Origin of the sequence: Pseudomonas sp. 3MA1 (genome assembly GCF_029237275.1) — a bacterium.
In the GTDB taxonomy this organism is placed as follows: Bacteria; Pseudomonadota; Gammaproteobacteria; order Pseudomonadales; family Pseudomonadaceae; genus Aquipseudomonas; species Aquipseudomonas fluorescens_AP.
The window spans coordinates 214,493-227,003 of the sequence record NZ_JAACFX010000009.1 but is presented as its reverse complement, the minus strand read 5'-3'; the positions used below and the strand labels follow the sequence as shown (position 1 = coordinate 227,003).

13 protein-coding genes are annotated in these 12,511 nt (G+C 62.1%); 4 read left to right on the top strand and 9 right to left on the bottom strand.

Going from position 1 to position 12,511, the window contains the following annotated elements:
* Window position 1: 1 nt before the first annotated feature.
* Both GWQ44_RS23330 and GWQ44_RS23325 read right to left on the bottom strand, forming a co-directional pair.
* Window positions 2-946 (bottom strand): YihY/virulence factor BrkB family protein, encoded by a 945-nt coding sequence (locus GWQ44_RS23330; RefSeq protein WP_199009808.1) that lies wholly within the window; start codon window positions 944-946, stop codon window positions 2-4.
* A gap of 189 nt (window positions 947-1,135) precedes the next feature.
* The gene (locus GWQ44_RS23325) at window positions 1,136-1,327 is read right to left on the bottom strand and encodes a CsbD family protein (protein WP_275928343.1); all 192 of its coding nucleotides are present in this window, start codon (window positions 1,325-1,327) and stop codon (window positions 1,136-1,138) included.
* Between the two features lie 212 nt (window positions 1,328-1,539).
* On the opposite strand from GWQ44_RS23325, the gene GWQ44_RS23320 reads away from it, so the two are divergent.
* Window positions 1,540-1,917: a hypothetical protein gene (locus GWQ44_RS23320; protein ID WP_060840664.1), complete on the top strand. Its 378-nt coding sequence runs from the start codon at window positions 1,540-1,542 to the stop codon at window positions 1,915-1,917.
* A 62-nt stretch (window positions 1,918-1,979) separates the two neighbouring features.
* Here the strand turns inward: GWQ44_RS23320 and fadD1 are convergent, their stop codons facing one another.
* Window positions 1,980-3,671, bottom strand: coding sequence for a long-chain-fatty-acid--CoA ligase FadD1 (gene fadD1, locus GWQ44_RS23315; protein WP_047305714.1), 1,692 nt, complete (start codon window positions 3,669-3,671; stop codon window positions 1,980-1,982).
* A gap of 340 nt (window positions 3,672-4,011) precedes the next feature.
* The gene (gene fadD2 / locus GWQ44_RS23310; protein WP_016963048.1) at window positions 4,012-5,700 is read right to left on the bottom strand and encodes a long-chain-fatty-acid--CoA ligase FadD2; all 1,689 of its coding nucleotides are present in this window, start codon (window positions 5,698-5,700) and stop codon (window positions 4,012-4,014) included.
* Between the two features lie 213 nt (window positions 5,701-5,913).
* Here fadD2 and GWQ44_RS23305 point away from each other — a divergent pair, with 213 nt between their 5' ends.
* Both GWQ44_RS23305 and GWQ44_RS23300 read left to right on the top strand, forming a co-directional pair.
* Window positions 5,914-6,858: an alpha/beta hydrolase gene (locus GWQ44_RS23305; RefSeq protein WP_016963047.1), complete on the top strand. Its 945-nt coding sequence runs from the start codon at window positions 5,914-5,916 to the stop codon at window positions 6,856-6,858.
* Between the two features lie 50 nt (window positions 6,859-6,908).
* Window positions 6,909-7,379 (top strand): MaoC family dehydratase, encoded by a 471-nt coding sequence (locus GWQ44_RS23300; protein ID WP_011062855.1) that lies wholly within the window; start codon window positions 6,909-6,911, stop codon window positions 7,377-7,379.
* Window positions 7,380-7,464: 85 nt separating this feature from the next.
* On the opposite strand, the gene GWQ44_RS23295 is transcribed toward GWQ44_RS23300, so the two are convergent.
* The 4 genes from GWQ44_RS23295 to GWQ44_RS23280 all read right to left on the bottom strand — a co-directional run bounded on the left by GWQ44_RS23295 (window position 7,465) and on the right by GWQ44_RS23280 (window position 11,147).
* Window positions 7,465-8,331: an HlyD family secretion protein gene (locus GWQ44_RS23295; RefSeq protein WP_016963046.1), complete on the bottom strand. Its 867-nt coding sequence runs from the start codon at window positions 8,329-8,331 to the stop codon at window positions 7,465-7,467.
* Between the two features lie 10 nt (window positions 8,332-8,341).
* A complete protein-coding gene (locus GWQ44_RS23290; RefSeq protein ID WP_016963045.1) occupies window positions 8,342-8,548 on the bottom strand; it encodes a DUF1656 domain-containing protein in 207 nt (68 codons plus the stop codon).
* On the bottom strand, window positions 8,535-10,523 hold the full coding sequence (locus GWQ44_RS23285; protein ID WP_275928342.1) for an FUSC family protein: 1,989 nt from the start codon (window positions 10,521-10,523) through the stop codon (window positions 8,535-8,537). Before GWQ44_RS23285 ends, GWQ44_RS23290 begins: the two co-directional genes overlap by 14 nt.
* Before the next feature lie 156 nt (window positions 10,524-10,679).
* A complete protein-coding gene (locus GWQ44_RS23280; RefSeq protein ID WP_016963043.1) occupies window positions 10,680-11,147 on the bottom strand; it encodes a PA2169 family four-helix-bundle protein in 468 nt (155 codons plus the stop codon).
* Window positions 11,148-11,377: 230 nt separating this feature from the next.
* Here GWQ44_RS23280 and GWQ44_RS23275 point away from each other — a divergent pair, with 230 nt between their 5' ends.
* Complete coding sequence (locus tag GWQ44_RS23275) at window positions 11,378-11,614, top strand: DUF3820 family protein (protein ID WP_015636734.1); 237 nt, start codon at window positions 11,378-11,380, stop codon at window positions 11,612-11,614.
* A 228-nt stretch (window positions 11,615-11,842) separates the two neighbouring features.
* On the opposite strand, the gene GWQ44_RS23270 is transcribed toward GWQ44_RS23275, so the two are convergent.
* Complete coding sequence (locus GWQ44_RS23270; RefSeq protein WP_275928341.1) at window positions 11,843-12,508, bottom strand: bifunctional 4-hydroxy-2-oxoglutarate aldolase/2-dehydro-3-deoxy-phosphogluconate aldolase; 666 nt, start codon at window positions 12,506-12,508, stop codon at window positions 11,843-11,845.
* Window positions 12,509-12,511 lie beyond the last annotated feature (3 nt).

Below are 12,511 nucleotides of genomic sequence, written 5' to 3'. Positions count from 1 at the left end.
TTCAGGCTTCGTCAGTAGTGGGACGGAGCGAGTGGTCCCGGCCCAGTCCAGAAACGTGTTGTTTGTCGCCGGGCCCGTCAAAGTCCTTTTCGCCAGGTTCCTTGCCTTCGGCCGACATGTGTTCGATCACCGCGTTCATCTCCGCCCCCAGCAACAGCACGGCCGAAGAGATATAGAAGTACAGCAGCAGCACGATGATCGCGCCGATACTGCCATACATGGCGTTGTAGTTAGCAAAGGTTTTCACGTAGTAGGCGAACCCCAGGGACGCCACGATCCACACCACCACCGCCAGCACCGAACCGGGGGTGATAAAGCGGAATTTCTGCTTCACATCGGGCATCACGTAATACATCAGGGCCACGGCCACCATCATCAGCAGCACGATCACCGGCCAGCGCAGGATGGTCCACAGGGTGACGATGAACTCTTCCAGGCCCACCTGCCCGGCCAGCCAGGTCATCACCTGCGGCCCCAGCACCATCAGCGCCGCCGCGGCCAGGAGCATGCCGGCGATACCCACGGTGTAGAAGATCGACAGCGGAAAACGCTTCCAGATCGGCCGCCCCTCGACCACATCGTAGGCCGCGTTCATCGCGCTCATCATCAGGCGCACGCCCGCCGAGGCGGTCCACAGCGCGATGACGATACCCACGGAGAGCAGCCCGCCCTTGGACTGCTGCAGTTGGTCGATCACCGGGTTGACCTGCTCCAGCGCCTGGGGCGGCAACACCAGTTCCGATTGCAGGCGCAGCCAGCTGAAGAAGTCCGGCAAGTGCAAGAAACCGATCAGGGCAATGAGAAACAGGATGAAAGGGAACAGCGAGAACAGCATCTGGTAGGCCAGTGCCGAGGCGTAGGTGGACATCTCGTCCGCAATGAATTCATGCACCGTGCGAATCAGCACCCGGTGCAAGGGCAAACCTTTGAGGTCCGGAAAAATCATAGCGTCTCCTTTCGCCGCAAAAAGGTTGAAGTCGAAAGCGACTCAGGGGGCGTTTTCTACAACAAATTAGCTCAGTTGGCGAACCGCAACCATGACAACACGTGGATTGGCTGACCGCCCCACTGGGCCTGAACATAAAAACGGCCATCCTTGGATGGCCGCTGCGGTGCATCATCGATCCCGGGAGTTTCAGGCCTTGTCGATGGTTTTCTTCACAGCATCCTTGGCTTTGCCCAAGGCTTGCTGGGCTTCACCCTTCTTCTCCTGCAGCTTGCCCTCTGCCTGCAGCTTGGTGTTGTCGGTGGCCTTACCGACACCTTGCTTGACGTTGCCGATGGCTTCGTTGACCAGACCTTTTGCCTTATCTGCTGTGCTGCCCATGGTATTTCTCCGTAGAACATTCATTGATCAAACAAAGAGGATTTGCGTCGTTACCCAAGGTTGACTCGTGGCCGTTGCGCAGAGTTTCAATTATTTTTCATCGGGCATTTCATCAGCGGTGCCAGGTTGCGCTTTATGTTTGCCGGGCAACCCGGGAGAATGCTCGACCTGTTCAGGCCACGCACTGAAGATCCAATCCCCGTAGGAATGTTATGAAACTCGATAAAAAGCAGGCCATCGCCCGCAGAAACCAGGAACTGGGCGGTGCGGTGCTGGGCGTCAACAACTGCCATTTCGCGGAGCTGAACCGCAATCGCAATATCTGGTGGTTCGATATCCTGGTCACCCGCCTGGCCATCGGCCAGTACGAATGGGTCCACCTGCTGCTGCACACCCCGGACACCGACCAACTGCTGCACCTGAAGGTGCCGACGGTGTTCCTGCGGGAAAAACTCGAAGGCCTGGTGATCCGCAACCAAGGCAAGCGCAAGGCCGCCCTGAGCCTGGAGCTGAGCGCCGACAAGGACTCCTTCCTCAAGGACGTGCGCCCCGCCGGCACCGGCGTGAGTTTTGCCCAGTTCCAGCAATAAGCCGCTCCTGGCGCGAACCCATAAAAAAGCCCCGCACTGGCGGGGCTTTTTGTGGGCGCGGCTTACTTCTTCACGCCGAGCTTCTTCAGCTCTTCGTCACGCAGTTCGCGGCGCAGGATCTTGCCGACGTTGGTGGTCGGCAGGGCATCGCGGAACTCCACGGCCTTGGGCACCTTGTAGCCGGTGACGTTGGCGCGCATGTGCTCCATCACCTGCTCCTTGGTCAGGGTCACCCCTGGCTTGGCGACGATGAAGATCTTGATGATCTCGCCAGACTTTTCATCCGGTATGCCGATGGCCGCGCACTGCAGCACGCCCGGCAGCGAGGCCAGCACGTCTTCCAGTTCGTTGGGGTAAACGTTGAAGCCCGAAACCAGGATCATGTCCTTCTTGCGGTCGACGATGCGGATGTAGCCGTCCGGCTGGATCAGGGCAATGTCACCGGTCTTGAGCCAGCCTTCGCTGCTGAGGACTTCGTCGGTGGCGTCCTGGCGCTGCCAGTAGCCCTTCATCACTTGCGGGCCCTTCACGCACAACTCGCCGACTTCGCCCAACGGCAGTTCGTCGCCGGCGTCGTTGATCACCCGGCACAGGGTCGAAGGCACCGGAATGCCGATGGTGCCGATCTGGATGTTCTGGATCGGGTTGACCGTGGCCACCGGGCTGGTTTCGGTCATGCCGTAGCCTTCGCAGATCGGGCAGTTGGTCACCGACTTCCAGCGCTCGGCCGCCGCCAGCTGCAGGGCCATGCCCCCGGACAGGGTGACTTTCAGCGCGGAGAAATCCAGCTTGCGGAAGGCTTCGTTGTTGCACAGGGCCACGAACAGGGTGTTGAGGCCGACGAAACCGCTGAACTTCCACTTCGACAGTTCCTTGACCATCGCCGGCAAGTCCCGCGGGTTGCTGATCAGGATGTTGTGGTTGCCCATGAGCATGATGGCCATGCAATGGAAGGTGAACGCATAGATGTGGTACAGCGGCAGCGGCGTGATGAGGATCTCGCACCCTTCATTGAGGTTGGAGCCCATCAGCGCCTTGCACTGCAGCATGTTGGCCACCAGGTTGCGGTGGGTCAGCATCGCGCCCTTGGCCACGCCGGTGGTACCGCCGGTGTACTGCAGCACGGCGACGTCGCCGCTGGCGGGATTGGCTTCCTGCACCGGCTGGCCGCGGCCCTTGCTCAAGGCGTCATTGAATTTGACCGCCTGGGGCAAGTGGTAGGCCGGCACCATCTTCTTCACGTACTTGACCACACTGTTGATCAGCAGGCGCTTGAGGGGCGGCAACAGGTCCGCCACTTCGGTGACGATCACGTGCTTGACCCCGGTCTTGGGCACCACGCTCTCTGCCAGATGGGCCATGTTGGCCAGGCAGACCAGGGCCTTGGCCCCGGAGTCATTGAATTGGTGTTCCATTTCCCGCGCGGTGTACAGCGGGTTGGTGTTGACCACGATCAGGCCGGCGCGGATCGCACCGAATACCGCGATCGGGTATTGCAGCAGGTTGGGCAGTTGCAGCGCGATTCGATCGCCGGGCCGCAAATCGGTATGCTGCTGCAGGTACGCGGCGAAGGCACCGGACAATTCATACAACTCACCATAGGTGATTGTCTTGCCAAGGTTGCTAAAGGCCGGTTTGTCAGCGAAACGTTGGCAGGATTGTTTCAATACCGCCTGAATATTCGGATACTCGTCTGGATTGATATCGGCAGCAATCCCAGTTGGGTACTTATCCTTCCAAAAGTCTTCGATCATGGAAGCCCACTCCTCAGCAACGCGAATTCATCACCGCAGTTGATGCGATTATTATTTGTCTGTGTTTTTTATTGGTGTCTATTGTTGGTGAGTCTGGCTGTTTACTTAGGCCGAGAAGTCACAAAGCGCGCCGAGAGTAGCAGCTTTGAAAAAGGCCGCCTAGAGCCAAAGAAGGCCTGAATAGTCACCTTTATGACTCAAGACCATTCAATGGTCATTTTTAGAGTAAAAATTCTATCCCTGCGAATTCCTCTCTAGCCCGTGGCTTTGCGCCCCTGAAACGACTCGGGGGCCAGCCCGCTGCGTCAACCGGCTGGCCCCCGAGGGAGGAACTCACGAATCAGGCGATGTCACGCAACTCGCGGCGCAGGATCTTGCCCACGGGCGTCATCGGCAGCGACTCACGCAGGACAATGTGCTTGGGCACCTTGTAGGCGGTGAAGTTCTCCTTGCAGTAGGCCTTGAGCTCTTCCAGGCTGACCCCCGCTTCACGGGGCACCACAAACAGCTTCACCGCCTCGCCGGAACGCTCGTCCGGCACGCCGATCACCGCGCAGTTGGCGACCTTGGGGTGAGCCATGACCACATCTTCGATCTCATTGGGATACACGTTGAAACCCGAGACGATGATCATGTCCTTCTTGCGATCGACAATGCGCACGAAACCGTCCGGATCGATCACCGCGATATCCCCGGACTTGAACCAGCCTTCGGCGTCCAGCACCTCCGCGGTGGCTTCGGGCTTGTTCCAGTAGCCCTTCATGATCTGCGGTCCCTTGATGCACAGCTCGCCGCGCTCGCCCAGCGGCAACTCGGTGCCCTGGTCATCGATGACCTTCAAGGTGGTGCCCGGCACCGGCAGACCGACCGTGCCCAACCGCGAGCGGTCGCCATAGGGGTTGGTGCAGGCCACCGGCGAGGTTTCGGTGAGGCCATAGCCTTCGGTGATCCGGCAGCCGGTGAGCTGCTGCCAGCGTTCCGCCGTGGCCTTGACCAGGGCCGTGCCGCCGGAGTTGGTCAGCTTGAGGTTGGAAAAATCCAGGTGCTTGAATTCCGGATGATCCATCAGCGCCACGAACAGCGTGTTCAGCCCCAGCAGCGCGGAGAACCGCCACTTCTTCAGCTCCTTGATGAAGCCGCCGATGTCTCGCGGGTTGGTGATCAGCACGTTGTGGTTGCCGGTCACCATCATGCACATGCAGTTCGCGGTGAAGGCATAGATGTGGTACAGCGGCAGCGGCGCGATCATCACTTCCTGGCCTTCGCGCCACTGGGTATGGCCATCGGGCCCGTGCTGGCCGAGGCAGGCCCGGGCCTGCTGCATGTTGGCCACCAGGTTGCCGTGGGTCAGCATCGCCCCCTTGGCCAGGCCGGTGGTGCCACCGGTGTACTGCAGCACGGCGACATCCTCCAGCCCGGCCTGCAGCGGCTTGATCCCCAGGCCACGCCCGAGGCGCAAGGCACTCTTGAAGGAAATGGCCTGGGGCAGGTGATAGGCCGGCACCATCTTCTTGACCTTGTCCACCACGGTATTGACCAGCCACCCCTTGGCACTGGGCAGCATGTCGCCCATCTTGGCTTCGATCAGGAACTGGATGTCGGTGTCGCCCAGCACTTCCTGAACCTTCTGCCCGAAGATGTTCAGGTAGACCAGGGCCCGGGCCCCGGAATCCTTGAATTGATGACGCATCTCCCGCGCGGTGTACAGCGGGTTGGTGTTGACCACCACCAGGCCGGCCCGCAACGCGCCGAACACCGCGATCGGGTACTGCAGGACATTGGGCATCTGCACCGCGATACGATCCCCCGGAACCAGGTCGGTACGGCTTTGCAGATAACCGGCGAAGGCCGCGCTGTAGCGTTCCAGCTCGGCGTAGGTGAGGGTCACCCCCATGTTGCTGAACGCCGGGCGGTCAGCAAACTTCTTGCAGGAACGCTCAAACACCTCGATCACCGACTTGTAGGCCCCCAGATCGATCTCGTTGGGGACGCCGGCGGGGCGCTTATCATTCCAGAAATCAGGTTGCATTATTCTTGTCCTCTTATTGCCTGAACGGTCCGGGCCGCCACTGTAACGCTATCAGCGGCGGGGCTCCTCGGACGTTAGCAGCTATGACGATTCAGGCAAATATGCGCAAGTGTGTCATTAACTGTGTGAATCTTGCGTCCAACAGGCCGACGAATCGGACGCACACCCATTGATGCGCTATAAAGTGCAGCGTCTCCGAGCAAAGGAATCGCCATGACCCACGACACCTTCTGGTTGACCACAAGCGACCACCAACGCCTCTTCGTCAACCAGTGGCTGCCCGAGCCCCCGCTCAAGGCGGTGATCCTGCTGTCCCACGGCATGGCCGAGCACAGCGGGCGCTATGCCCGGTTGGCGGCGGCCCTGTGTGCCGCAGGTTATGGCCTCTATGCGCCAGATCAGCGCGGCCACGGCAACACCGCGCAGCACGGCGTACTCGGCCACTACGCGGACCACGGCGGCTGGAACAAGGTGGTCGGCGACCTGGCCAGCCTCAACCAGTACATCGGCCAGCAGCACCCGGGCACCCCCATCGTGCTGCTGGGCCACAGCATGGGCAGCTACATCGCCCAGGCCTACCTGCTGCACCACAGCGCCAGCCTGCATGGGGCGATCCTCAGCGGCTCGAACTTCCAGCCCGTGGCCCTGTACCGCATCGCCAGCCTGATCGCCCGTTTCGAGCGCTGGCGCCAGGGCGCAACGGGACGCAGCGCGCTGATCGAGTGGCTGTCCTTCGGATCGTTCAACAAGGCCTTCAAACCCAATCGCACCGCCTTCGACTGGCTCAGCCGCGACCCGGCGGAAGTCGACAAGTACGTGAATGACCCCTTGTGCGGCTTCCGCTGCAGCAACCAGTTATGGATCGACCTGCTGGGCGGCCTGCAGCAGATCAGCAAGATTTCCAACCTGGCGCAGATCGATCCGGGCCTGCCGTTGCTGGTGATCGGCGGTGAATGTGATCCGGTGAGCGCCGGCAAGCGTCTCAAGGATCTGGCCAGCGCGCTGCGCGAGGCCGGCAGCCAGTGCCTGCAACTCACTATCTACCCGCAAGCGCGTCATGAGCTGTTCAACGAAAGCAACCGTGACCAAGTGACCCACGACGTCCTGGCCTGGCTCGATCAGGCCCTGCTACACCGTCGCCCGCCCCGCGCGGAGTAAGGGCTGGCGCAGTCGCTACGTTCATTTATCTGTCAGAGGATTTCAGCAACATGACCCAGGTTACCAACACCCCTTACGAAGCCCTGGAAGTCGGCCAGACCGCCCAGTACAGCAAGACCGTCGAAGAGCGTGACATCCAGCTGTTTGCCGCCATGTCCGGCGACCACAACCCGGTGCACCTGGACCCCGAGTTCGCCGCCGCCACCATGTTCAAGGAGCGCATCGCCCACGGCATGTTCAGCGGCGCGCTGATCAGCGCCGCGGTGGCCTGCGAGCTGCCCGGCCCGGGCACCATCTACATCGGCCAGCAGATGAGCTTCCAGAAGCCGGTGAAGATTGGCGACACCCTGACCGTGCGCCTGGAAATCCTCGAAAAACTGCCAAAATTCCGCGTGCGCATCGCCACCCGCGTATTCAACCAGCGCGATGAGCTGGTGGTGGACGGCGAAGCCGAGATCCTCGCCCCGCGCAAGCAACAGACCGTCACCCTGCCGACCCTGCCCGCCATCACCATCGGCTAAGTCTCGCGCCCCCTGGAAGCCGGCTTGCCGGCGAAGACGTTCCTCGCGTCATGGCTTGCCAGTGCATTCGCCGGCAAGCCGGCTCCTAGCGCTTGCCACCCTCCTCCACCTGCACGCTGGCGGTCATCCCGGCACTCAGATTGATGCCTTCAGGCACCTTGTCGAGCTGGATCCGCACCGGTATCCGCTGGGCCAGACGCACCCAGTTGAAGGTCGGTTCCACTTCCGCCAGCAGTTGCCCGTCCGGGGTCGCGTTGCGATCGGTAATGCCCCGGCTGATGCTTTGCACGTGACCCTGCAAGGCGTCGCCGGCGCTCATCAGCCAGACCTTCACCGGATCGCCGACGCGGATCCGCGGCAGCTTGGTTTCCTCGAAGTAGGCCTGCACGTAGAACGTCGAATCATCGATCAGCGCCATCACCGGCTGCCCGGCGTTGACATAGTTGCCCTCGGCCAGACGCAGATTGGTGATGTGCCCATCGCGGGGCGCGCGCACCTGGCTGCGGGCCAGGTTGAGCTCCGCCACCTTGGCCTCGGCCTGGGCCTGGCGCAGTTCGCCCCGGGCGATCCCGGCGTTGATCTGGGCGTTCTCCCGCAGTTCGGCACTGATGGCCTGGGGCCCCAGGGCGGCGCGGCGGCTGGCCTCGTGCTCGCGCAGGCTCAGTTGCTGCTGGCGGGTCTGCACCACCGCCTGGGCCTTCTCCAGCGCGGCCTCGAAACGCTCGCGATCAATGCTCAGCAGCAACTCACCGGCCTTGACCTGCTGGTTGTCCGCCACCTTGAGCTCGCGCACCCAACCGGAGACATCCGGGGCCACGATCACCACATCGGCACGGATCCGCGCATCCCGGGTCCAGGGCGTGAGCATGTAGTACTGCCACAGGTGATACCCGGCGAAGATCGCCACCGCCACCAGGCACAAGGTCACTACGACACGTACAGGTGTACGCATAATCAACTCCTTATAAAGGTCCCAGGACCACAGTGATCAGGGTCAGGACACACACGTACAGGGCGCAATCGAACAGGGCTTCATGCCAGATCCAGCGCCCCAGTCCGGTGACTCGCACCAGCATCCGCAGGCCGGTGGTGACCACCAGGGCCAGCACCACATAAATCAGAAACGGGCTGAGCAGCACCCCGCCCAACGACCACTCACGCAGCCCCATGGCTGTCCTCCTGCTGCCGGCACCAACTGCGCCAGCTGTTGTGCAATTGCACCACCGCGCCCTTGGCCAGCTTCAAGGCGTCGCTGGGCGGCTGTTGCTCCAGGGCGGCGAGCAAGCTGGCGCTGGGCTGCGCCAGCGCTTCCTGGCAGGGGCCCGCCGGGCCCTGTTCCAGAACCCGTTGCAACTGTTCGAAGTATTCACGCTGCGCGGCACTGACCGGCACCTGGGCCACCGCCAGACTCAGGCGCAGGTGCAGCAGTTCGTCGCCGATATCCAGGCCCAGCAAACCATCGTCCCAGCGGCTGCGGGCCGGTTCCGGCAGTTCCGGATAATGCCGCGCCAGTTGCAGCAGGCGGTCGGCCATGCGCCCGCCAAACCAGCTTTCCGCGCCCCGCAGGTTACGCCGGGTCAGGCGCACCAGATCGCTCAGGGTCGCGGCCAACAGCCGCCGGCCATGCCAGGCCGGGTTGCGCAGGATCAGCAGGTGAAAGGCCAGCACCGCAGCCCCCACCCCCAGCACCATGGCCTGGGCGTTATTGAAGAAACTGGCGACATCGAAACTCATGTGGTTCATCGGCGAGATCAACACGATGAAGTGCAGACAGAACGAGGTGGCCGTGGCGCCGATCTGCGGCTTGGCCATGCCCAGTGCCCCGAAGAACAACGGCACCCCCATGGCCATGGCCAACATCGCAAAACCGCTCCACTGCGGCAGCAGGATCTGCCCCACCAGGAACGCCGCCGGAATCGCCAGGAAGATCCCGCGCATGAAGCTCATACCGATCTGCGCGCCGTTTTCACGACTGGCAAACAGGCTGCAGACCACGCAGGTCAGGAGCATGGCCCCGGAGGCGGCAGGCCAGGCCGTGGCCAGCCAGAAGCTGGCCACGGTCAGGAACGCCAAGGCACTGCGCGCACCGAACACCAGGGCCAGCGACAGGTCGCGATGAGGCGTGAGGGTCGCCGGCTGCTCCTGCGGCGCCCGCCCCTCCTGCACCGCTTCCAGCGCATTGCTGGCCGCCAGGGCGGTATCCAGCAGCAGCGCCAGACGCGCCAGGCAAAAGCTCTGCGCCGCGCTGAGCCGGGCATCATGGGAGGCCTCCAGCAGGCGCGGACGCAACGCCTGCAAGGCCTGCTTGTCGGTGCCGCCCAGGGCCTCCTGCACCGGCTCCATCCAGGGCTGCAGCTGTCGGGCCTCGTCGGTGTCCAACTGTTTCCACTGGCGGCGTACCGAACGGGAAATCCGCAACAGCATCAGCAGCTTCTGGCTCAGGCCACTGATGGCCCGGGCTCGCTGGCGGCCCATCGGGCCTTCGAACCAGGCGTGTTCGCGCTGGGAATCCACAGCGACAATGCGCCCGAGTATCTCCAGCAAGCCCTGGCGGGCCAGCGCATCGCCGGCCAGGGTCGCGCGGGCCGCCTGCATGCCACTGTGCCAGGCGCTGCGGGCCTGATCCGCCAATTGCCGCTCGACCCGCATCGGCCAGATCAGGGCACTGCTGGCGGTGGCGCAGATGATCCCCAGGGAGATTTCCGTGCAACGGGCCACGGCCTGATCGAACACGGTCAACGGGTGGCTGATGGCGGGCAAGGCGATGATCGCCACGGTGTAGCCCGCCAGCACGAAGGAATAGGACCAGGCACTGCGCAGCAGCGTGGAACTGGCGGTGCACAAGCCCAGCCACAGGGCCAGGGCCAGCAGGAACAACCAGGGCGTCTGGGCGAACAGGCCCATGAACAGCACCGACATCAGGGTACCGACCAGGGTCCCCAGCAGCCGGGCCAGCCCCTTTTGCAGGACCATTCCGGACAACGGCTGAGCGACGATGAACGCGGTCATCAGCGCCCAGGCCGGCTGCTCCAGGCCCCAGCGCAAGGCCAGCCACAGCGCCAGACCACCGCCCAACAGGGTCTTGATCGCGAACTGCAACGCGGGAAGGCTGGGAGCAAGCAACGCCTGCAAGGTAATAGGCACGAAGCGGGACTCTCGAAGGGATGAATTAACCATAGTCGGGATCGCCACAAGCGGGCGCGAGCTAATTATTAGCTAGCTAACTAAATCCCGTCCAGCATTAAATCCAAGGCATAAAAAAACGCCAGACTGGCTGGCGTTTTTGACAGGCTTTACGACTTACGAACGGGCACGGGCCTGGTTGCGCAGGGCTTTGACCTGATCGTGATTGCGTTGCACGCCGTGGTACTGGCGCTCCACCACATCACGAATCCCCACCAGGTTGTGCTTGCTGATTTTCTCCAGGGCTTCCTTGTAGGACTTCAGCGCATGATCTTCGCCGCGTTCGGCCTCGTTGAGCACCGACTCCTCGTCCTTGCCGGTCACCAGCGACTTGAGGTCGACCCAACGGCGGTGCAGGTCGCCGCTGACGCTGGTGGAGGTTTCCGGTTCGCCGCCCATGGAACGCACCACGGACTGCAGTTCGGCGGCGGCAGTCGCGCAATCGCTGGAGCGTTTGATGAACAGTGCCTTGAGCTCCGGATGCTTGATGTCTTCGGCACAGGTCTTGAACCCCTCCTGACCGTCCTTGCTGGTCTCGATCAGGCTGTTGAGTACCGAAATTGCTTCTTTATTCAAGTCAGTCATTTTCTGGTTCCTTACGGGTTGGGAGAGTTGAGTCAACGGCTGAGTTAACTGCTGAAGTAACCTTTGCACCCGTCATGCCAGACTTTGAATTTAAATTTTTTGTTTATTTTTCAATAAGTTAATAATTAACTAAAAATCTGTCTCCGCGTTATTTGCATGATCTGTCATTTGGCCTGCATGCAGAATGCCTGTATTTTCACAGGCGTTCGAACCACCGCCAGGCGACCCCCATGACTCCTGAAACACTTGAACTGCTGGTCACCCGGGAAATGCCCTTCGGCAAGTACAAGGGCCGCATCCTCGCCGACCTGCCCGGCCCCTACCTGAACTGGTTCGCCCGTGAAGGCTTCCCCAAGGGCGAACTCGGCGGCCTGCTGGCCCTGATGCAGGAAATCGATCACAACGGCCTGTCCGACCTGCTGGACCCGCTGCGCGCCAAACACGGCAAACCCAAGCCCAGACACTGAAATACAGGCCCCCGCACCGGAGGCTGAAGGTCCAGCACATGCTTACAGTCACTTTTGACAGCCTTTTGCACCACCAACTACCCCCCTGGCAGCGCCACCCACGCCGCTAGCCGATGCCCCTGCCCCTTCGGCCCGAAAGGCAACCGATTTTCTCCAGGCAAAAAAAAACGGTGCACCGACCAAGCGCACCGTAAAGCCGTAGAACACACCAACGAATCAGGTAAAACTTCAGTCCAGCAGAGACAGGGCCTCGGCCGTGCACTCTTGAATCCGCGTCCAGTCGCCGTTCTTGATCCACTCGGGATCGAGCATCCAGCTACCGCCCACGCACATCACATTCTTCAAGGCCATGTAGCTCTTGATGTTGGCCGGGCCGACGCCGCCGGTCGGGCAGAATTTAACTTCGCCGAACGGGCCGCCCAGGGCCTTGATCGCCGCCACGCCACCGCTGACTTCCGCCGGAAACAGCTTGAAGCGGCGGTAACCCAGGGCATAACCCTCCATGATTCCAGAGGCGTTGCTGATCCCCGGCAACAGCGGGATCGGGCTGGCCACGCTGGCTTGCAGCAGGTCACGGGTAATCCCCGGGGTAACGATGAACTGCGAGCCGGCCGCCTCCGCCGCGGCGAGCATCTGCGGATCGAGCACGGTGCCGGCACCGGTCACCAGCTCCGGACGCTGCTCACGCAGGATCTGGATCGCCTTGAGGCCGAACTGCGAACGCAGGGTCACTTCCAGGGCCGTCAGGCCACCGGCGGCCAGGGCATCGGCCAGGGGCAGCACGTCCTGCTCCCGGGCGATGGTGATCACCGGCAGGATCCGCGCCTTGGCGCAGAGGCTGTCGATCAGGGCAACTTTGTCCGCCATGGAAACGGTCGGGGGTAGGTTTGTCATAGC

Bases quoted from the DNA above. Each gene is read 5' to 3' on its own strand.
- GWQ44_RS23320 (WP_060840664.1), top strand. From the start codon at position 1,540: ATGAAACTCGATAAAAAGCAGGCCATCGCCCGCAGAAACCAGGAACTG.
- GWQ44_RS23280 (WP_016963043.1), bottom strand. From the start codon at position 11,147: ATGACTGACTTGAATAAAGAAGCAATTTCGGTACTCAACAGCCTGATC.
- GWQ44_RS23305 (WP_016963047.1), top strand. From the start codon at position 5,914: ATGACCCACGACACCTTCTGGTTGACCACAAGCGACCACCAACGCCTC.
- fadD2 (WP_016963048.1), bottom strand. From the start codon at position 5,700: ATGCAACCTGATTTCTGGAATGATAAGCGCCCCGCCGGCGTCCCCAAC.
- GWQ44_RS23275 (WP_015636734.1), top strand. From the start codon at position 11,378: ATGACTCCTGAAACACTTGAACTGCTGGTCACCCGGGAAATGCCCTTC.
- GWQ44_RS23270 (WP_275928341.1), bottom strand. From the start codon at position 12,508: ATGACAAACCTACCCCCGACCGTTTCCATGGCGGACAAAGTTGCCCTG.
- fadD1 (WP_047305714.1), bottom strand. From the start codon at position 3,671: ATGATCGAAGACTTTTGGAAGGATAAGTACCCAACTGGGATTGCTGCC.
- GWQ44_RS23290 (WP_016963045.1), bottom strand. From the start codon at position 8,548: ATGGGGCTGCGTGAGTGGTCGTTGGGCGGGGTGCTGCTCAGCCCGTTT.
- GWQ44_RS23295 (WP_016963046.1), bottom strand. From the start codon at position 8,331: ATGCGTACACCTGTACGTGTCGTAGTGACCTTGTGCCTGGTGGCGGTG.
- GWQ44_RS23300 (WP_011062855.1), top strand. From the start codon at position 6,909: ATGACCCAGGTTACCAACACCCCTTACGAAGCCCTGGAAGTCGGCCAG.
- GWQ44_RS23330 (WP_199009808.1), bottom strand. From the start codon at position 946: ATGATTTTTCCGGACCTCAAAGGTTTGCCCTTGCACCGGGTGCTGATT.
- GWQ44_RS23325 (WP_275928343.1), bottom strand. From the start codon at position 1,327: ATGGGCAGCACAGCAGATAAGGCAAAAGGTCTGGTCAACGAAGCCATC.